Below are 20919 nucleotides of genomic sequence, written 5' to 3'. Positions count from 1 at the left end.
TAACCGCTATAACACAATAGACCCGTATTCCCTTAACTAGTCCTTCAACTTATTTTAACAGACTCATCAATCCTACTCATATAAAGAAGGATCCACTAACACTGAATATGCTAAGTATACCATCATACAAATGGCCATTGTGATGAACCCCATCCGAGGATGATCTGGTCAACTACTAGATAATTATTGCATAGCTGATCGTTTGCTTGAATATATAACCAGCCCATCCCGAAAAAAATCACTGTAAAAAATGCAATGGTGTAATTTTTTCGATTCTTGCTGAGTTTCTTCCAGGAGTCTCTTAGAGGCACTCCCGCCAGGAATGGCAAACTGATAAACTTGAAATATTCCACACTATTCACCGACAACGCTTCATCCATTGTGCGCGGCAGCAACCAATAGCCCATTATTATGATAAAAAGGAGGATTCCTGGGATGCCTCCTTGATTATATTTTGAAAAAAAATGAGGAAAACGCTGCTGAAAATACTGTCCCATGAAAAAGCCAGAGATCACCAGCATCGGCATTTGCATATGCATGTGAATGATCATGACTGATTCCATTAAGTTTGCAACAGGAGGAAGTATTAATCCAATCAAAATGACAATCCCGAACAGAAACTGATTCACCGTTATTTCCCCCTGTCTTCCTCTAAAGTCTCTTTCAATTTATCTGCCGCCTCATTTACCTTTGTAAAATCCATTACCTCCAATAGTGCTCCTTGCCGGTCCACTAAATAAAATGCTGAATTATGAGTGAAGTTCCCATTACCATCTGGAATCACAATGACGCCAAACTTCTTCAGCAAGATATCCAACTGATTCTGCTCCGGAATCCTTGCCATTCTCCACGTGTTACCGTCACTTCCGAATAAATCCTTATACTTGTTTAAAGTAGCAGGATCATCTTTGCCTGGATCAAAGCTTATGCTTAAAAAGACAATATCCTTGCCTATATATTCACTGGGAAGCAGATCGTACACCTGCGACATATTTTCTTCTAGTTTTATGCAAATAGTGGTGCAGCCTGTATAAATAAAAGTGATAAATACATACTTACCTTCGAATTCAGATATTGAATAGGTCCGACTCACTATCCTCGAAGGATACTTCGGGAAACTGGGGCTGTTCCTCAACCAGCTTTGTCACTCTTGCTGTCTCTGCTGTATAAGCAGTGAATCCGTCTGTTCCTGTATAAAATAAAAACAGTCCAAACACCAATACAACTATACAAGAGAAGGTCGTTTGCCGATTTTTGATCAAATTGATCACATCCCATTTTTTCAGTAGTGATTCTACTATAGATCCCGATTTTACATATCGTGCTGATTTGAAAGAGATAGCCCTGAATCAGGAGCTATCTCTTTGTTTACTTTATCACCACGTTTTAAAAGGCGGTGATCCAGGAGGCGCATTCATGATCATGTCCGCGATTGGCAAGACGTAAGCCATTGAAACAACCAACAGCATGAGTACAACCCAGATTCCCCAGCGCTCTGTCCAGTATGGTGTTTTCGACGCTCCCGGTTCTTCTTCGGCAATTGGAAATTCTGTTACTCCCTTTGGAGCGAAGAACATGAGGTTGAAAACAGCATAAACTTGAAGGATGACGCCAATCAGCAATAAGCTTGCACCAATGCCTACTGCAACCATATACGGGTTCCAGCCAAGCGTTTCTGCAAAATTCCCATAGGTTGTGAATGAAGTTCTTCTTGGTGAACCGAAGAGACCTACAACATGCATGGAAATCGACATGATGACCATACCTATAGTCCATATGACGGTTTGAATCACTCCCAATCTATTCATGGCTGGAGTTAACACACGTTTTGAAAGGTATGGAACGAGCCAGTAACTGATGCCGAAGAAGGTCATTATGACAGACATACCAAGCGTTAAGTGGAAATGGCCTACTACCCACATCGTATTGTGTACAACCTGGTCCAATTGGTTTGTGCTTTGTGCAATTCCGCCAGCTCCAGCGGGAATGAATGCTACCATGGCGATAAACGGAGAGAGGAAGCGTACATCGCCCCATGGCATTTTCTTATACCAGCCAACTAAACCCTTTCCGCCTTTCGCTCTTGCCGTCCGCTCAAAAACCCTGAACATTGCGTATGCGGTCATTAAAGAAGGAAATCCAATAGCAAGGCTCATGAAGACGTGCATATATTTGATGGACTCCGAAATGCCCGGGTCAATGATCTGATGGTGAAATCCGCCAGTAATGTTCATGATCACTAACGGAATGACAACCATACGTGTTAAAAGATCATTCCAACGGTGTCCGCCGATTATTTTTGGTACGATTACATACCATGCTGAGACAGCTGTCAGATACCAAATGTTAACGGCAGTATGGCCAAATGCCCAGAAAAGTGTACGCGCCAGCAATACGTTGATGCCGTCTGTCCAGCCAAGTGTCCATGGAATGATCATGAAAAGGACTTCTACGGCAACAAACGCTGTCGCTCCGACTAACAGTACGAAGACACCAGTTGCAAAGAAGGCGAGGATTGGGAGATGTTGTCCCTTGTGATTCCTTCTCCAGTTGGCGACCTGTGTAAAAGCTCCCGCTGAAAGCATCCAGATTCCTAATACAATGAACACTAAGCCAAAGTAAAACATTGGCGATGCAGCCATTGGCGGGTAGAAGGTGTACATTACCGATGCTTCATTCTTTAGGATCGGAATGACAACCAAAACAAATCCGAATATCTTCATCCAAAAGCCGATCCATGCCATCTTCCTTACTTTAGGCAGCAGTCCTCCCAGTGTGTGTGAGAGACCGGCATAAAAATACCCAATCGTGAAAAACGCGGATAATACAACTACTAATAGAATTCCATGGGCCGTCAGCACCTGATAATAGTTAAGCCATGGCGGCAATTGCAGGACACCAGCTCGATTGAGGCCTTGCAGCAAACCTAGGAAACCCCCGAGCAGCAAGGCGATAAATGCGATAGATAAGTATGATTTCGAGATCCTTGCATCTTCCTGGCTGATTCCTAATATTTGATTTGTTTTTTGATTAAATGAAGTTGATCTTAATGCAGACTCCACATTCTTTCCCCCCTTTTATTTTACGATGATTTTTGTGCTCATGGCCTGGTGCCCGGCACCGCAATACTCATTGCATAACACCAAATATTCACCTGGTTCATCAAACTTTTGCGATATTTTTTGGATATGCCCCGGCATAACCATAGCGTTCAAATTCGTATTTGCAACCTGGAAACCATGGACAACGTCTTTAGAAGTCAATGTGAAATGGACAGTTGAACCCGCAGGAACCTCAATTTCCATCGGTGTAAAACTGAACACCTGAAGGGTCATGACGACTTCATATTCGTTTTCGCCGATTTGTTTAATTCCCGGCTCATCAAACGGAGCTGTTTCATCGACCTTTTGGGGATCGATCGTTTCTTTATGGCTTGGCGGCCCCATTCCCAAAGCCACTGCCTGGTACCCAGTAAAAATCATGAACCCCATGATCATTCCAAAACTTAAAAACAGCCAGATTTTTTCATCCAAATGCATTATCTTCGCTCCCCCTTCTATACTCTTGCCATATAGAGTCCAAATAGAATAAAGTACGTAGCAAGAATGACTGCTCCCACTACTCCAACTGATATCCAGGTTCCTACCTTCGATTTTTCGTGAATGGTATCCTCTACGATTTCATCTTGAACTTCCAACTGGGCCTTTCCGTCTGTCGCTTTCAACCAAATCCCCTCCTTTGATTTCTTACCTTCATCTTAATTGCGAATGATTATCAATGTAGTGAGTCAAATCACATATAAAACCCCTGGGAGTACTAGAAATTTAACTTTTTTTTAGGAAGCTTAAAACTTTGGCAAACAACAAAAACCCTCGCTTCATTCATCGAGGGTTTTAAAAATTAATTTGTGATTTTCCGTAAAGAATATAGCTTCATTACTCCTCTTAATACGCAATGGGTTCGAACCCATATGTAGTTCAAAATGAGTTTATCAGTTTTCAAAAGTGGGTAAACAATCATCTACAAGAAAGTCATCTTTCGATTTTTCCATCATGGGATTTTTAATTCCCAACACATAAGTAATACAACAGGAGGATTTCATATGTTTAAGGATATTTTAACTTCAGAAGAACATAATTTAGTGAAAGAATTAAAAATGAAGGTTATAGATGTGGATAATAAAAATGAAAGAGAATCAATCCATGGCGAAATCAATGCCATTTTTGAACAGGCGAAAACTCGCTTTCTATCTAGTATAAATAACTAGTCTGTATTAATTCTTCTACTGACAAAGAGGCAGAAAATCCAATTTGGTTTTTCTGTCTCTTGTCTTTATCGATGCTTTCCTAACTGATGTTCCTAAACTTATTTATTTCAATAATCCAGATTCTCTTAAATACTCCCGTGCTGTCTCCTCAGCGGATTCCCCTTCTACATTCACCTGGTAATTCATTTTCCGCATTTGGTCATCGGTGATTTTACCGGCAAGCTTGTTGAGTGCCTTAACGATTTCTGGATATTTCTTTGCTGTTTCTGCTCTCATAAGCGGGGCTCCCTGATATGGAGGGAACAGGTTTTTATCATCCTCGAGTACGACTAGTCTATATCGCTGCAGTTCACTGTCGGTTGAGTAGCATCTACAAGGTTTATTTCGCCATTTTTGACCGCTCGATATCTTAGTTTCGGCTCCATTGTGATCAGGCTTGGAAGGTTTAGTCCGTAGAGCTTTTTGATTCCTTTGTAACCATCTTCTCTATCTGAAAATTCTAAAGTGAAACCTGCCTTTAGCGAGGATTCAATCGCTTTTAAATCTGAAATGGTTTTCAAGCCATTTTCATTTGCCAGCTGTTTGGGAACAGCTAAAGCATATGTGTTGTTATAGTCCATAGGCTGAAGCATTTCCATCTCGAACTCTTTTCTCATTCCTTCTTTTGCCTGCTGGTATACTTCTTCTCGACTGGTGCTTTCAGCCGTTTCTTTTAAAAATTCCGAAATGGCCGTGCCGGTGAATTCAGGATAGATGTCAATATTTCCGTTTTCCAATGCTGTAAAAACAAATGATGTCTTTCCCAGGCCAGGTTTCAACTGGACAGAATGGTCCGTCTCTTCTTCAATCAGTAGTTTATACATATTGATTAAAATCTCTGGTTCAGAACCCAGTTTTCCTCCAATGACGATCTCTTCTTCATTTTTTCCGCCTAAAAATGGAATGACCATTATTAACAGGACTGCTAAAGATATGGCGCCAATGGTGATAAGCGATTTTTTAAAGGACACAGTTTCAAACCTTCTAAGCACAATGTCGAACAGGATGGCAAGCAAGGCGGCGGGTATTGCGCCAAGTACAATTAATGCCGTGTTATTCCTGTCGATTCCGAGAAGGATCAGGTCGCCCAGCCCTCCTGCTCCTATCAGCGCAGCTATTGTCGCTGTTCCGACAATCAAGACCATTGCTGTCCTGATGCCAGCCATAATGACTGGCATCGCCAAAGGGAGTTCTACTTTCATCAGGCGTCGCTTGCTGTTCATTCCCATTGCACGGGAAGCTTCAATTAGCGAAGGATCTACCTCATTTATTCCTGTATATGTATTTCTTAATATCGGCAGCAGCGCATATACCACAAGCGCGATGATGGCAGGGATTTTGCCTATTCCGAATAGCGGTATTAATAATCCAAGCAATGCAAGCGAAGGAATCGTTTGCAGTACGGCGGTTATCCCAATGATACCCTCTGAAATTTGCTTCCTTCGAGTAAGAAAGATTCCCAATGGTATGGCAATTAGGACAGCGAAAAAAAGTGCTATAAAAGAAATTTGTATATGTTCCAGCAGTGCACTTAAAAGCTCGTCTTTTCTATCAATAAATGTGGAAGTCCAGCTATTCATTTCATGCCCTCCATCTGCCTGGATAAAATCCGGATCATTCCACGCCTGTCTATGGTTCCGATTATTTTATCCATTTCTTCAACCGCCAGCTGTTCATGCTCACTCAATAACGAGAGAATTTCATTTATAGACACTGTCGGGGCAACTACAGGCAGATTGTTCAGTTCTTCAGCGGTGACGGGTTGGATAGCTTCCCGCACATCTACCGTTGTTCTGTTTCCCTGATCTATCCCCACAAATTCACGGACAAATTCATTTACTGGTTGTTGGATCAGCTCTTCCGGAGTTCCTGTCTGCACAACCTCTCCTTTTCTCATCAAACAAATCCTATCTCCGAGCTTTAATGCTTCGTTCATATCATGTGTAACGAATACGATGGTTTTCTTTATGTTTTTTTGAAGCTCGATAAGATCATCCTGGAGTTTTTCCCTGCTCAGGGGATCCAATGCGCTGAATGGCTCGTCCATTAAAATAATCGGCGGGTTGGCCGCCAGTGCGCGGGCTACACCAATTCGTTGCTGCTGTCCTCCGGATAATTCATGGGGCAGCCTTTTGCGGTACGTTTTTGGTTCAAGTCCAACCATATTCAGTAATTCATCTATACGGTGATCAATCTTTGCCTGATCCCATCGCTTCATTTCCGGGACAACGGCAATATTCTCTTCAATCGTCATATGCGGGAACAACGCGATTTGCTGTAGGACATACCCGATATCCCAGCGCAGCTCGTGAATATCATAGTCACTGATCATCTTATCCTTGATTTTAATGTAGCCTTCCGTAAGAGGAATCAACCGATTGATCATTTTTAATGTTGTCGTTTTTCCGGAGCCGCTTGGACCAATCAGGACAAGCAACTCCCCCTCTTTAATATGTAAATTAAAATTATTAACCGCATAGGTTCCGTCGTCATATTTCTTAGATACATTTTCAAAGCTGATCACTTTTTCACTCCTAAATTCTCACGTATTTTGACTATATTGTTAGCACTTTGACGATTTCTTATTTTCAGTGCCGAATTGACGCTAACTGAATACTACCAAAGCAGACATCTTTGATAAAAAAAAGACGTACCTATCATGATATAAGATCAAATTACCTTTACCCTAAAGACAAGAAAAACATTCCATAAAAAAAAAAGCCGTAAAACCATTTGGCTTTACAGCTTTGTTGAATTCCTTATTTTAAGATTTCATCAATCAAGTTCAATTCGGTTTTACTGAACTCAAGACGATTCAGGGCAGCAACGTTTTCTTCAATTTGGCTTACCTTGCTTGCACCAATTAGCGCTGAAGTGATTTTCTGTTCCCTAAGAACCAGGCAAGTGCCATCTGGCAAGTGACTGGCCGCGTTCCTGTGCAATTTCATTTAATTGTCTAACCTTCGAAAGAACTTCTTCAGATACATCGCCCTCATTGAGGAAGCTGTTTGGCTTCAGAGCTCTCGAGTCTTGTGGAATTCCATTGATATACCTGTTTGTCAGCAACCCTTGCGCCAATGGAACAAATGCGATCGATCCGACTCCTTCTTCTTGCAGCAAATCGGTCAGTCCATCTTCTACCCAGCGGTTGAACATCGAATAGGCAGGCTGGTGGATCAGCAATGGAGTTCCCAGCTCTTTTAGAATTGTGATAGCCTGTTTTGTTTCCTCAACTCCATAGTTGGAAAGGCCGACATAAAGAGCTTTTCCCTGCCTCACAACATGATCTAGTGCCATCATTGTTTCCTCTAAAGGAGTTTCCGGATCTGGCCTGTGATGGTAGAAAATATCGACGTAATCAAGACCCATCCTTTTCAAGCTTTGATCCAGGCTGGATACGAGGTATTTCCTTGAACCCCAGTCACCATAAGGCCCCGCCCACATGCCATAGCCAGCTTTCGTTGAAATCACCATTTCATCACGGTATCCTGAAAAATCTTTCTTAAGAATAGCACCAAAGTTCTCCTCAGCTGAACCAGGCGGTGGACCATAATTATTCGCAAGATCAAAATTGGTGATGCCTAGATCAAAAGCTCTTCTGATTAACGAACGGCCATTCTCAAATGCATCCTGGCCGCCGAAGTTGTGCCATAGGCCTAGTGAAATTGCCGGCAATTTGAGGCCTGATTTTCCGCATCTGTTATATGTCATCTTTTCATAACGATTGCTGTCTGGTTGATATGCCATTATTTAAAACCTCCAAAAACTCTGTTTTGTTTTTTCTACCACCAAAGGGTCTGCTTGCAGCTTTTCTTCCCATAGCTCTTCTATCTTCTTTACTTTTTCCGCTGAGATCCTTTGATTTGAGGCAGATAAATTCTCAATCAGCTGCTCAAGATTCTTGTTTCCTGGAATGACGGTAGAGACCTCCTGAAAATAAAGAATATACCTTAAAGCCAGCTGGACCAGCGATTCCCCTGGTTCCAGCATTTCCTTAAGAACAGGCAGGAGCTCTGCTCTTTTTATAAGCTGTTTCCGGTCCCAGCGGCTCCGTATATCTGTAAATACACTGTTTTCATCATACTTACCTGATAGCCACCCAGAATCAAGCGGAACTTTAACGATCAGTCCTACATTCTTTTCTGCCGCCAGCTTGAATGCTCTCCTTGGCTCCTGATGAAAAATATTGAACATTACCTCAATAACCTGGCTTCCGGTATTCCGAAGCAGCTCGTTCATTTCTCTCGCAGAGTCCACTGAAGCTCCATAAGCCCGAATCTTGCCCTCCTGCTTGAGTGACTCCAATACCTCGAAATGATCTGTGCTTCCAGTCAAGATTTCAAACGGAGGGTTATGAAGCAAAATTGAATCCAGATAATCCGTTTTAAGCCGGCGTAAGCTATTCTCAACCGAACTGCGGATTTTCTCCGAATTAAAATCAAGAGTGTTATCTGGATGATGCCCAAATTTGCTGTTAATCACCGCCTCGCTCCTTCTTCCAGTAAGAGCTTTCCCAAGCAATGTCTCACTATTTCCCCCGCCATAATTCGGAGCTGTATCAAAGAAATTGCAGCCTTGATCAAGCGCTTCATGCACCAGCCTGATTGCATGATTGTCCTCCATACCATCCCAGTCCCTGGCGTTCCCGAGCTGCCAGGCACCAAACCCAACTTCCGACACCTTTATCCCTGTGCTTCCAAGTAGTCTGTAATTCACCTTCTCGCCCCTCCTCTCAAAAAATAAATGATCACGCTGTTTGCACCCTGTCATCAACCAGCACCTTCTTCTCCCAGACACGGCTTCTCCATCTAATATACATGATGATTCCTCTGAACCATTCATCAATGATAAAGGCTATCCAAATGCCAGAAAGGCCAAAACCCATTGTAATCCCCAGGATATAGGCCAGTGGAACGCTGATTCCCCACATCGAGACAAAAGCCATCTTCACTGGGAATACCGCATCTCCGGCTGCCCGGAGAGAACTGATCACGACTATGTTGAAGGTTCTCCCAGGTTCAAGGAGTAAACAAAGGAGCAGAACCTTGCTGCCTTCCCTGATGATCTCCTTATTATCAGTAAAAATCCCCAGGATCGGTTCCCTGATGGATACGATTACCACGGTGATCGCCATCGTGATGATGATACTTAGTTTCAAGCTTTTCAATAGCTGGTGATAGGCTTTATCAAACTCTCTTGCACCGACCTTGTATCCGATTAGTATTTGCGTTCCCTGGCCGATCGCGATTCCGAAAAGCATCATAAATGACATAATGTTAAAGGTGTATACCCTTGTTGTCAGTGCCATAGCACCAAGCAAACCAATAATGACGGTGATCGCCATCTGGCTGGTGTTATACACAACATTTTCGCCAGCAGAAGGGACACCTATTTTCAGGATCTTTTTGATAAAAGATTTATTGAAGTTCAGATAGTCTTCTAAAGCAATTTTCATAGGGAGCCTGCGGTATAGTAATCGGAATATTAGAATCACTGCGATTGCACGAGATAAGGCTGTCGAAATAGCCACACCCTGAACACCCATTTCCGGGACGCCGAATAGTCCATATATAAATAGACTGTTACCGGCAAGGTGAATGACATTCATTATAATTGAAATGAACATCGCCTCTTTCGTTAACCCATTTGCACGCAGTATTGCTGAAGCAGTAACAAGAAGCGCCTGTGTAAAAAGTGTTCCGCCAACTATCGTTAAATACTGTTGAGCAAGACGATGTATTTCAGGCGTCAGATTGAACATTTGTAAAAATAAATCGTTGAAACCAACAACAATTACACTGACCAATATTCCGAATATAAGATTAAGAGATAGCGACAGACCAGATATCTTCCTTGCATCCGTTTGAAGTCCTGCTCCAAGGTTTTGTGATACCAAAACTGCAGTTCCTGTCGCAACGAAACCAAATACCAGGATCATGAAAAATACGAGCTGATTGGCTACACCTACAGCCGCAACAGCATCATCCGAAATATGGGACAGCATGAAAGTATCCGTGCTGCCCATTAACATGTGCAAGAACATTTCTATAAAAATAGGCCAGGTAAGTGCTAATAAGCCAATCTGTTTAGGCAGACTGCTGTTTTTCTGTAAATTCATATTGCATTTCCACCTTTAAATTTTCCTCTCATGGTCTGGATTACCCTGGCCACGTTATATTCAACAGCGATTGTTAAATTTTAAAGCAACGCAATGGAATTGAAGGAAAAGAGGCAGAAAAGAGTTGCTGCTCTGCCTCTTGTTTTAACCATATTTAAATCTTATTGACGAATTTCATAATAATTCGACCACATTTTGAGTTTTATTGGCGAATTTTAAGATTATTCGACCACATTTTGCATTTTATTGGCGCATTTTTAAATTATTCGACCACATTCCCAATTATTTCGACCAAGTCTATCCATCCGCTAATTCACTTAATTTTTTATGATGCTTACATTGTCCAGATAGACATTTGTTGCTGCATTTCCACCTTCAATATTACCAAGCTCGAAAACGATTTTGCCATCGGCATATGTTGCTTCATTCATAACAAAGGTATAACTGTACCGAGTCATTTCATTCGTTAAATCGAAAGTTTGCGTTGGCATATAGCCAATGAACCAAGGGGCACTTGTAAGCTCTTTTCCGATATTGACATTCATTTTCCTCGGCACGTCCGCCCTGGCAACAAACTCGACTGTATAGCTGCCGCCATTTTCAAAAAGCAGTCCCTTTTGATATATCTGTGGAACGTATGAAGCACCGCCAACCGCTGAAATTTCAACCTTTAGTTCTTCGTTTTCAGCAGTCATTCTACCTACACCAACACCGCTCCATTGATCTCCCCACCATGCGGACCAACCTTCTGTTCCTTCGCTAAATGTTCCATTATCAATACCAGGTGTGGAAACGGGCTCCGGCTCTGGGTCTTGCTCGGTCGGTGCGTCCTTAACTTTCAAGACCACATTATCAATGAATACATCGTGTAGGCCAACTGGTGACGAAGCATTTTTGCCAAGCAGCATCTTGAAAGCAGTAAGGTCATCAACAGGCATCGTGAATTCATATGTGTATTGCTGCATTTGGTCACTAAGTGTGATCACTTCACTGAAAAATCTGTTGTACTGAGCATTTTCAACCGTAATCTCTGCCTCTCTCGCCTGTGTAGAGCGAGCGGCAAAGCTAAGCTCATATTCGACTCCTTTAGAAAGGCTTAAATTACCCTGTTCCAAAAGGACGCTCCATGTTTCATTGCCTTCCTTGGTAATACCCACTTTTGCTTCGCCATTTTCCTCAGAGATACTGGCTGCAGCATCATAGTGTACATAACTTCCCCATGATGATAAACCGTCTGAAAAATCACCATTTTTCAATGGGTACAAATCAATATTTCCATAATCCGGGATGTTTGAAGTCTTAAGCAAGACTACATCATCCAGGTAGACATCACCAACTTCGTCCCCAAAACTAAAGACAAGTTGAGCCTCTGAATCAGAAACTTCCTCTGGCATTGTAAATTCAACTATTTTCTCTTCCATATTGGAAGTGAGCTCAATCGTGTTAATTCCAGAGTAATCAGATGTACCTGCCTTATTCAAAAGTACAGCTTGAATCGTTCTTGATTCATCTGCTCTTGCTTTAAAGGAAAGCTTATAATCATTTCCCTTAACTAGATTAACCCCTTGTTGGTCAAGCTTGATGGCTTCAGGATGGCTGCCTTCATCTTCAATCGACACACGGAGCTCTCGATCGTCTTCAGAAACAGATGCCGTTGCAGCTGCATCTTCGACCGAGAAGTTCCAGAACATGAGACGATCCATGCCGCCCTGGTCAAACGTGCTATTATAGACATGATTTCCATCTGGAAGCGGCTGTTTTGGACCATCTTCGTCTACAGCAGCCCCAGTGATATCTTCGACTCTCACGTTACCGATCCAGACAGGATTCGTCCCGTTGCCGCCAAGATTGAATTCAAGTCTTGACGCGATGTCTGTTTCATTCAGCATATCAAAGGTAAATTCATATCTTTGCATTTCACTCGTCAGCTTAAACGACTCTTCATTTGAATATTTCACCCAGCTCCGTGAAGCGCCGGCGCCCGTTTTTACCATGATATTACGCGGTGCCGTTGATTTAGCATCAAAGCTGACTTTATATTTTCCGCCATTGCCTAGAGAAAGGTTCTGGATCATTTGCAGGGAATAAAGCTGGGATCCCGCATTCGTGATATTTGTTTTAGCAAACCTCTTGCCTTCAATTTCTTCCACTGTCAGGCTGCCGTCTCCGCCGAACTCCGGTAACTTTACAAAGTTCCAATACTTTGAATCCAGTGCTTCACCTGGCTCATCCACAGCGGTAATCGGTTCTTCAAAATTTTGGTCATAGATCAAATTCCCGTCTTCTAGCGGCTGCTTTGCATCTGCTGGCAATTCCACAGGTCCTGACACTGGCTCAACCGGCTCGCGATAATCTCGTTTTTTCAAATCGTAGACCCTGACATAATCTACTTCCATTTGACTAGGGAATTTTGTCGTCTCATCTGGCTCCCCGTCAAACCAGCCGCCAACTGCAAGATTCATAACTAAATAGAATTCCTGATCGAAAGGTGCAGGATAGGAAAAGTTTGCTGCGTTATCCTTTCCTTTGGAATACCATTTATTCTGAGTTTGATAAAGTTCTCCGTCTACATACCAGCGCAGCTCTCCTGGTTCCCACTCAAGGGCATATGTATGCCACTTATCGATGCCTCTATTTTCAGGAAGCTCGAATTCCTTGCCGGTATACTTGTTATTCGGCCATCCTTCACCATAATGGATTGTTCCTGCTACTGTATGGGGTCTGCTGCCCCATGACTCCATAATATCGATTTCACCAGAAGCTGCCCACGTACCGTATTTATCTTCCTCAGGCAGCATCCAGATCGCCGGCCAGAGCCCTTTCCCTGTTGGCAGCTTCGCCTTTATTTCATAGCGTCCGTATTTTTTGCTGAACAGGCCTTTTGTTTTCAGCTTAGCTGAAGTGTAATCATATGTTCCAAATTCGTCTGTAACCTTTTCTTGCTTCGCTTTGATGACAAGCTTGCCATCGTCGATGAAGGCGTTTTCACTTGAATCCGTATAATACTCTTTTTCATTGTTCCCCCAGCCAGGTGCTATTCCATTGCCATCCTCGTCCACAATCCAGTTCCCGATATCATGTGTCCATTTGCTGCGGTCGATTTCAGGCCCGCTGAATTCATCTGACCAGACAAGAGACCATTCAGATTTGTTCTGTTTAATATCCTGCTTCTGGACTGCATTTTCATTATTGACGTCGGAGCCTGCGAAACTCGTACCAGGCAACATCATCATTGTACTTAGTAAAATGGCCAGTGTTTTTTTCAATCCAATTCCTCCTCCATTTTTTAAAAAGATAGAATTACCTTGCTAAAAAAACACCACCTCCTTTTCGTAACATCCATTCAATAAAAATTGATTCTGTCATGACAAGGAGGCGGTCCACTTTAGTGTCTACTATATTGTTTTCTAGCTTTTTACAATGAAGGTTGTGATAGAGTGTTCCGGCAGCTCTGCTTTCGTTACATTTCCTTCAATAGAAATGCTGATTGTTTCTGATTGGTCTTCATCGTTCATCACGACTGCAGCAATCGAGCCATCTTGGTTCTGGAATGAAACTGACTTTAGTGACTCGTGATTTAACTCGTGTGCAATCCTAACCGCATTCGGTTTGATGTATTTACTGAAATGTCCGATATAATAAAACGAACTGTTATAGTGAATCTCTCCAGTCTTTGTATCGACAATTACCGGTGCATCGCAGTAATTGCCTACATGGTTAGGTCCGCCCTGTTCATTCAGGACGATATTCCAGTCAACCCAGCCTTCAAGCCAGTTGTTGATATCGCCCATGATGTTCCTTGCATAACGTTCTCCTGTATGCCAGGCACCTAGCTGCACTCCGCCTTCGATGCATCCTTCTGTGAAGATCAAGTGTTTATCAGGGAATTCATCATGGATTTTGCTTAAGTTCTCAAATTCCTCTGAGACATACCAGTGGAGGCCTGTGCCCCAAATATATTTAGCAGACTCTGAATCTGATAAAATCGTTTTTGCCCGCTCATAGGCAATATCCCTGTTATGATCCCAGATGATGATTTTCTTATCTCCAAGGCCTTCCTTCTCCATGACAGGTCCTAAATGGTTTTTAACGAAGTCACGTTCTTCTTCTGCCGTATACCTGCACGAATCCCATACCTGAGTTGCCTCAGGTTCGTTTTGAACAGTGATTCCCCAAATAGGTACGCCTTCCTTCTCCATTTCTTTGATGTACTTAGTGTAGTACAACGCCCATGCTCCATAGAATTCTGGCTTCAGCTTTCCGCCATTATTCATTTCATTATTGGTTTTCATCCAAGCTGGAGGGCTCCAGGGGGAAGACAGCATCGTAAACTCTTCTCCCCTTGCCTTTACAGCATCCTTGATAAGTGGAAGTACGTATTTATGTTCGCGCTCAATCGAAAACGTTTTGAGTTCGACATCATTTTCCTCAACATAGGTATAGTTCTCAAGGGCGAAGTCGCAGCTGTGGATATGCGTTCTGCCCAGGCTGTAGCCTAGTCCTGTTTCCTGATTGAAATAGCTCTCAATTACTTTCAGCCGGTCTTCAGCCGGAATTTGGGCAAGGGTGTAGGCAGCCGCCTCGGTAAAAGCTCCTCCAAAACCCATGAAGCTCTGATACTTTTTCTCCGGATCAAGCTTCAGTACAGTGTGCTGTAGATCTGCTTCATTTGAAGCCGCAAGATTTCCCTTGTCGGCTAATCGGTCTCCTGTATTCTTTGCGGTCTGAAATATTTTCATTTCCATCAAGCGCACCCCGGTTCCTTAGTTTAGATAAACATCAATTCTGTCGATTTTGCCGTCTCTTACGTCTTTTGCATATGATTCTGGCAAAGTATCATTCTCTACCTCTACCATTTCGCCGTCCGTATGAAGCACATATTTTACGGTCTTTACGCCATCAGCTCCAAACGTACTTTTTCCAGAAGGATTATGGTAGGTTACCTCTGTATGGCCCAGTAATGTAAACTGTACCTTTCCATCTGTGCCGAAAAGCCATGACGGTAAAATTGGCTGCAGGCGTAAGCTCAATCCTGCTTCATTGACTGTGAAAGCTTCCTTGCCGATCATCATCAACTGCCAAATACTCAAGAATTCGGCTGTCGTTCCGCTCAATCTTGCTACAAAGCCCTGTCCATGGACAGATTGATCTGGATTTGCACTGCTGGCAATAAACGATGAGTTTTCAAGAATGCTTCTGCCGTATACCTCTGGATCCATGAATGGCGGAAGCGCATTAGTCAAATCCTCGAAAAACTCGTCATATAATCCAGACTTCAGGACACTGAGCAGATATTTGAATTCCATGTGCATGAAAATCGATTCCCGCTCCAGCCAGCCTGGCGTGAACGCACGGGCACGGCCGATTTCATACGTTTGCTCTTCAAGTGATCCAGATGTTTTGTACATCTTCAGCTTGGCATCGAATATATCAGATTCCCTTACGTGCTTATAAATCGATTGGGCTGTTTCCAGGCCAGCCGTTTTCATTTCCCTAGCAGGTCCTTCAAGGAAATGCGGCAATGCAGAAACTTCGAATGAATGGACCTTCACGAGCGGCAGACCCTTCTTGTTCAGCTTCTGTTTCCCATTTTCGTCCGTCAGCTTCTCCCACTGATCAGCTTTGAAGGCAAAGTAAGTTGGAATCAGGCCGTTTCCGATTTCTTTCGCCCGTTCAATTCCAGCTGTCGTTTTCTCCAGCCATTTGCTGGCTGCAAGAACCAACTGTTGCAGAGGAACACTTACTTCCTCCCCATTGAATCCGTTTCGAATCGATTCGCGGTACTGTTCTCTCGCATGTGAAACTTGGTTCCAATAACCGAACTCGTCAAGGTTGCCCATTTTGAACTGTTCGAGTTGTGCATTCACAGCTTCTACAAGCTTATAGACTTCCACCGGAAAGAGAATTTCCTTGTCCGCTTCCTGTCCAGCAGCTACCACAAAATCGAGCAGGCGCTTAAGCTCGAGAGTTTCCCCCATCGCTGAACCGAATAAACCAGGCAGCCCATTCATCGAGTCATTCCAGCCAGGCTTGTTCGCCTCCATCTCTACACCCATTCCAATAGGATCCAGGGTGGAAAATTTGTTCAGCGCTAACGTGAACATTTTGCCGTACAGGTTTGATGTATAGAATTCGCCATCAGAACTCTTCAGCCAGCTGGAACTTGTCTGGTGCCCCTCTTCAGTAATGGCATCGTACTGGCGGACCTTTCCATCAACAAGCACATATTTTTCTGAGCGCGGATTAACAAATACCGGACTGGAGAAGTATTTATAATCCCGTTCCTCGAAGAGCAGCTGCTGTTTGTTCTCTGGATATACTTTCAAATAGTTTTCAACAAGATCCAGATTATACGTCCAGTGATCCATCCAGTAGCCTTCGCCAAATTCAGCCTCGATGTTCTGGCTGCTCATTGAAAGGACTTTTTTCAGGAACTCCGGAAGCGATACCGACAGCTCGATTTCCCTGTCCGTAATACTTTGCAGTAAATCCCCAGGTGTATAGGTGCCTTCAAGCTTGCTCCTGATAAAAGCAGCATGACCAGCGTCGATGACCATTTCATCCAGCCAGCTCCACACAGTTTTGTCGGTTATTTCAAAGCTTGCGCCCTTCACCACGAGTGGATTGTATCCGTCTGCCTGGATCAAGCTCATGAACAGCTTGATGTTGAACACACCGGTTTCAGGATGGAAAAAGACATCGTTCCGGCGGTTTTGATTCACATCACGGAAATTCCCGTTACCCTGTGAAAAGAATTCAGGTGCGAGTGAAAAGAAGTTATAATCCCTTTCCAGGTCACCGTGTTTACGCGAATGGACGTAATAGATGAACGGTTCACCATCAGTCTCTAACAACACTGGATATCCACCACGAAGTACGTTATCAAGATAACTCTGGTTGATATAAGCATCAAATAGCGGTGATGCTGTTTTTGTCATTACATCTTTAGTGATCGTGGTAACAAGAGCCTGGTTTTCTTCATATTTGCGCTCCATGTAACCAGCTGCCATGATCTCATCCGCTTTTTCATTGATGATTTCAATATCATTCACATGGCCTACTAGTGTATAGAGTGATAGCTTCTCCCCTTGACCGAGCACATGGCCTACAGGTGAAAATCCGCACGGCACTTTATTGGAGGTTACCTGCACAGCAGCTGCAATGTCTTCAATTGACTTTCCTTCAAACTCATTCGGATACGAAAGCGAACTGTTCGGCCCGAAGATCAAGTCGGCATCAACAACTGGCGAAATCAAGCCGCCATTTTCTGTAAAGCTTAAATAAAAGTGGCCTTTTGTCACTTCGTCGACTTGAGCAGAATCATTCGTTGAAGACCGGACTCTGTAGTAAGGAATCCCTTGGTCGAGGTTAAATACATCCATCCAGCTCTTCAGTGTATTTCCAACCGCCTTGTAAGCCGCATCATCAATGCCGAACGGGATAATTGCCGGCAGCCCGTCGAGAACTTCGAGTTCCATCTTCTGTTCGGAAATGTTCTCGATCTCCACTTTGCGCACCAATGCCCCAAAGTTCTCATTAGGCAGCGTGAAATAGGTGACGAGCGTCTTCACGCCATATTGCTCGTTGATTTCTTCTATTTTCAATTCATTTTCCTTGATATACATGTTGCGTTTACGGCCTTTAGTGCCGCCATAAGCGGAAAATGGTTCAAATATTGTCGTTCCGTGCTCACCCGTCAATTTGACGAACGTGCGGAATCCATTCATAGAAACGCGCTGATACGCCTGGTTTGCCGGAAAAAACTCGGTGATCGCATGGTTTTTATCCTGGACACCAAAGCTTACCATTGCCTGGCCCCGATTCACATAAAACGACCAAATCGGGATTCCGTATAAGCCTGCAAGACCGGGGAGGAAGCTCGAAAATGTCTTCGCCTGGTCAAATTGTTCAATTACAAAGTATTGCTGATCATCGATTCTGTATTTTTCCATCATTATCACTCCGGAGGTATTGGATTTAAATTGAACGTTCCTTGATGATTTCGGCATAACGGTAACCGCTGTCTTTTAGGATTCTCTCCTGTGTTTCGAAGTCGACATAGGTAATACCGAAACGTTTTTCATAACCAAATGCCCATTCAAAGTTATCGAGAAGGGACCATTGATAGTAGCCGGCAATGTTCATATCCTCTTCATTAAGCTCGGCAACAGCCTTAATATGTTGCTCTATATAACTCTGCCTCTCAGGGTCATGGACTGTATTGTCCTCTGAAACGTGATCATCGAAGGCAGCGCCATTTTCAGTGATAAAGATTGGCAGTTTCGTATATTCCTTGCGCAGACGGCGAATTAAATCCTTAAACTCCACAGGAGAGATATCCCATCCCATCCCTGTCTTCGGGTAGTCTGAGTAAGCACTTGTGTAAAGGAAATCCGACGCAGCGTTGAATTGAACTAGACTGCGGTTGTAAAAGTTGATTCCAAAGAAATCACACTCAATCGAAATTTTTTCCAAATCACCTTCCTGGATAAAATCAAAGGAGTGGACGTATTTGGAGAACAGATTCATCATATCGACTGGGTAAGACCCTTTTAATACAGGATCAAGGAACCAGCGGTTTGTATAGCCGTCGGCATTGTTAGCCGCCAATCGGTCATTTGCTGAATTGCTGGCAGGATACATCGGCGACAGATTCAGCGTAATGCCGACAGATGTTGTGGAGGCAAACTTGCCTTTCAACAGGGACACTGCCTCACCATGGGACAGAAGAATATGGTGGACGGCTTTTAATGCTTCCTCCATATTTGTATGTCCTGGGGCATGTACACCCTGATGGTAACCAAGGAATCCTGCGCACCATGCTCATTATGGGTAATCCACATTTCCACATGCTCATCAAGTTCCTCAAAGCATTTCTCTGCGTACTCCATGAACCAATATACAGATTCTCTGTTTGCCCAGCCGCCCTGTTCATGGGCCCACATTGGCAAATCCCAATGGTAAAGAGTGACCGCAGGCTTGATTCCATTTTCAATCAGGCGTGCTATAAGCTTTTTATAAAAATTCATTCCAGCTTCGTTATACTTTCCCTGCTCTGGAAAAATCCTTGGCCAGGCAATCGAGAATCGATAGGAGTCCACACCAAGCATTTTTAAAATTTCAATATCCTTCTCATATAAATGGTAATGGTCACAGGCGATATCCCCGTTATCCATATTGAAGACCTTTCCGGGAGTCCGGGAGAACGTATCCCAAATAGAAAGCTTCTGCCATCTTCTTTATACGCCCCTTCAATCTGATAGGAAGATGTAGCTGTGCCGAAAGTAAAATCTCTTGAAAATCTAGTCATCTATTGCTCACCTCTAATTTTATTTATCTACTCTCTCGTAAACTTTGATGTAATCAACCGTCATCCGCTGAGGAAAATGAGTATTGTCATCAGGATACCCAGGCCATTTCCCACCAACCGCAAGATTCAGCTGGAGGTAAAACTCACGGTCGAACGGTGCGAATCCTGGCTGCTGTCCCTCTGATTCCGGAGCCTTGCTGAACCATTCAGTCTGCCGTGCATACAGCACATCATCTACGTACCATCTGAATTCACCTGGTTCCCAATCAAGAGTGAATTCATGGAAATCATCAGAGAACTTTTTACCTTCAGGAAGGGTATAATTTTCTCCTGTATATGTGTGAGGCATGCCATAATGTAGCGTTCCATAAACCGTACCTGGTTGATGGCCAATCAGTTCCATGATGTCAATTTCCCCGCAGGCAGGCCAGCCTGTGTACTTTTCCATATCCTCTGGCATCATCCAGATTGCTGGCCAAATCCCCTGGCCTTCCGGCAATTTCGCCCGAATCGAAAATCGTCCGTATGTCCAGGCTGCCTTGCCTCTGGTCGTCAATTTCGCAGATGTATAATCCATCCCTTTATACTCCTCATTCCTGGCCTCAAGCACCAGCATGCCATTCTCGATTCGTGCGTTTTCTTTTCGTCTTGTATAGTACTGGGATTCTTCATTCCCGAAGCCAGTGCCGGCCTCAACAAAATTCCATTTGTTTTCATCTATCTCAAGAAGATTAAAGTTCTCTTCCCAAACTAACTTCCACTCCGCTTCAGAATTTGAAAGCGTCATCATTTCATTGCTTAATTTGTCCTTATTTTTTGACTCCACCTAAACCGCCCCTTCCTGAAAAACTCGTTGCTGCGAACAAAAATATATCTCAATTTCTATTCTACCTTTGCCAGTCCTGCATCTTGAGATAGAGAATTTTGTTTAGGGTGTCAATATTTTAGAAGAGCGTAAAAACCTGTGAAAACACTTCCAAAAAACGTTAAAACAGTAGGAGATTACTTGTGTTTTAAGTGAATCTCCATATAAAAGGTGGTGAAAATGATTGGGAGTTACTTCGGACAAACAGTTGCTGCTCCAGCGAGATTTTTGGCCCGAACCTAGAGGGACTTCAGACAAATATAAGCTAGCTGCACCGACGGGGATTTGGCCGAACTTGGGAGGACTTCGGACAAATTGAT

Annotated in this window: 14 protein-coding genes and 3 pseudogenes; 1 reads left to right on the top strand and 16 read right to left on the bottom strand. The window is 43.4% G+C overall.

Annotated features, from left to right (window positions below; translation table 11 throughout):
- Positions 1 to 122: 122 nt before the first annotated feature.
- The 6 genes from JCM21738_RS13610 to JCM21738_RS24430 all read right to left on the bottom strand — a co-directional run bounded on the left by JCM21738_RS13610 (position 123) and on the right by JCM21738_RS24430 (position 3724).
- Positions 123 to 629 (bottom strand): hypothetical protein, encoded by a 507-nt coding sequence (locus tag JCM21738_RS13610; protein WP_369385745.1) that lies wholly within the window; start codon positions 627 to 629, stop codon positions 123 to 125.
- 2 nt (positions 630 to 631) lie between these two features.
- A complete protein-coding gene (locus tag JCM21738_RS13605) occupies positions 632 to 1093 on the bottom strand; it encodes an SCO family protein (RefSeq protein ID WP_369385744.1) in 462 nt (153 codons plus the stop codon).
- The gene (locus JCM21738_RS27405; protein WP_369385743.1) at positions 1068 to 1262 is read right to left on the bottom strand and encodes a hypothetical protein; all 195 of its coding nucleotides are present in this window, start codon (positions 1260 to 1262) and stop codon (positions 1068 to 1070) included. The genes JCM21738_RS13605 and JCM21738_RS27405 overlap by 26 nt, the downstream gene beginning before the upstream one ends.
- Before the next feature lie 114 nt (positions 1263 to 1376).
- The gene (locus JCM21738_RS13600) at positions 1377 to 3062 is read right to left on the bottom strand and encodes a cbb3-type cytochrome c oxidase subunit I (RefSeq protein ID WP_023626816.1); all 1686 of its coding nucleotides are present in this window, start codon (positions 3060 to 3062) and stop codon (positions 1377 to 1379) included.
- Positions 3063 to 3077: 15 nt separating this feature from the next.
- Entirely contained in the window at positions 3078 to 3539 is a 462-nt protein-coding gene (locus JCM21738_RS13595; protein ID WP_023626815.1) for a cytochrome c oxidase subunit II, read from the bottom strand.
- A 17-nt stretch (positions 3540 to 3556) separates the two neighbouring features.
- Entirely contained in the window at positions 3557 to 3724 is a 168-nt protein-coding gene (locus JCM21738_RS24430; protein ID WP_023626814.1) for a hypothetical protein, read from the bottom strand.
- Positions 3725 to 4102: 378 nt separating this feature from the next.
- Here JCM21738_RS24430 and JCM21738_RS24425 point away from each other — a divergent pair, with 378 nt between their 5' ends.
- The gene (locus JCM21738_RS24425; RefSeq protein WP_023626813.1) at positions 4103 to 4267 is read left to right on the top strand and encodes a hypothetical protein; all 165 of its coding nucleotides are present in this window, start codon (positions 4103 to 4105) and stop codon (positions 4265 to 4267) included.
- 102 nt (positions 4268 to 4369) lie between these two features.
- Here the strand turns inward: JCM21738_RS24425 and opuFB are convergent.
- From opuFB to JCM21738_RS13545, 10 genes and pseudogenes are all read right to left on the bottom strand, one after another.
- Positions 4370 to 5886: pseudogene (opuFB, locus tag JCM21738_RS13590) on the bottom strand (osmoprotectant update ABC transporter permease/substrate-binding subunit OpuFB).
- Positions 5883 to 6830 (bottom strand): ABC transporter ATP-binding protein, encoded by a 948-nt coding sequence (locus tag JCM21738_RS13585; protein ID WP_023626811.1) that lies wholly within the window; start codon positions 6828 to 6830, stop codon positions 5883 to 5885. The pseudogene opuFB and the gene JCM21738_RS13585 overlap by 4 nt, the downstream one beginning before the upstream one ends.
- A gap of 235 nt (positions 6831 to 7065) precedes the next feature.
- Positions 7066 to 8053, bottom strand: a pseudogene (mgrA, locus tag JCM21738_RS13580) (L-glyceraldehyde 3-phosphate reductase).
- Between the two features lie 3 nt (positions 8054 to 8056).
- Positions 8057 to 9022 carry an aldo/keto reductase gene (locus tag JCM21738_RS13575; protein ID WP_052019716.1) on the bottom strand — a complete coding sequence of 322 codons (966 nt, stop codon included), beginning with the start codon at positions 9020 to 9022 and terminating at the stop codon, positions 8057 to 8059.
- Between the two features lie 31 nt (positions 9023 to 9053).
- On the bottom strand, positions 9054 to 10424 hold the full coding sequence (locus JCM21738_RS13570) for an MATE family efflux transporter (protein ID WP_023626808.1): 1371 nt from the start codon (positions 10422 to 10424) through the stop codon (positions 9054 to 9056).
- 317 nt (positions 10425 to 10741) lie between these two features.
- Positions 10742 to 13690, bottom strand: a complete 2949-nt coding sequence (locus JCM21738_RS13565; RefSeq protein WP_023626807.1) for a carbohydrate binding domain-containing protein — start codon at positions 13688 to 13690, stop codon at positions 10742 to 10744.
- Between the two features lie 141 nt (positions 13691 to 13831).
- Positions 13832 to 15169 (bottom strand): glycoside hydrolase family 30 protein, encoded by a 1338-nt coding sequence (locus tag JCM21738_RS13560; protein WP_023626806.1) that lies wholly within the window; start codon positions 15167 to 15169, stop codon positions 13832 to 13834.
- Between the two features lie 18 nt (positions 15170 to 15187).
- On the bottom strand, positions 15188 to 18376 hold the full coding sequence (locus tag JCM21738_RS13555) for a hypothetical protein (RefSeq protein WP_023626805.1): 3189 nt from the start codon (positions 18374 to 18376) through the stop codon (positions 15188 to 15190).
- Positions 18377 to 18401: 25 nt separating this feature from the next.
- Positions 18402 to 19734: pseudogene (locus tag JCM21738_RS13550) on the bottom strand (GH1 family beta-glucosidase).
- A gap of 19 nt (positions 19735 to 19753) precedes the next feature.
- The gene (locus tag JCM21738_RS13545) at positions 19754 to 20560 is read right to left on the bottom strand and encodes a glycoside hydrolase family 16 protein (protein WP_023626803.1); all 807 of its coding nucleotides are present in this window, start codon (positions 20558 to 20560) and stop codon (positions 19754 to 19756) included.
- Between the last annotated feature and the right edge of the window lie 359 nt (positions 20561 to 20919).

Source organism: Mesobacillus boroniphilus JCM 21738 (genome assembly GCF_000517385.1).
In the GTDB taxonomy this organism is placed as follows: Bacteria; Bacillota; Bacilli; order Bacillales; family Cytobacillaceae; genus Mesobacillus; species Mesobacillus boroniphilus.
The sequence above is the reverse complement of the archived record's forward strand: the minus strand, read 5'-3'. Positions and strand labels throughout refer to the sequence as shown.

What these genes read in the sequence shown, in the direction of transcription:
- JCM21738_RS13555 (WP_023626805.1), bottom strand. Translation starts at nt 18,376, where the DNA reads ATGGAAAAATACAGAATCGATGATCAGCAATACTTTGTAATTGAACAA.
- JCM21738_RS24425 (WP_023626813.1), top strand. Translation starts at nt 4,103, where the DNA reads ATGTTTAAGGATATTTTAACTTCAGAAGAACATAATTTAGTGAAAGAA.
- JCM21738_RS13570 (WP_023626808.1), bottom strand. Translation starts at nt 10,424, where the DNA reads ATGAATTTACAGAAAAACAGCAGTCTGCCTAAACAGATTGGCTTATTA.
- JCM21738_RS13560 (WP_023626806.1), bottom strand. Translation starts at nt 15,169, where the DNA reads ATGGAAATGAAAATATTTCAGACCGCAAAGAATACAGGAGACCGATTA.
- JCM21738_RS13595 (WP_023626815.1), bottom strand. Translation starts at nt 3,539, where the DNA reads ATGCATTTGGATGAAAAAATCTGGCTGTTTTTAAGTTTTGGAATGATC.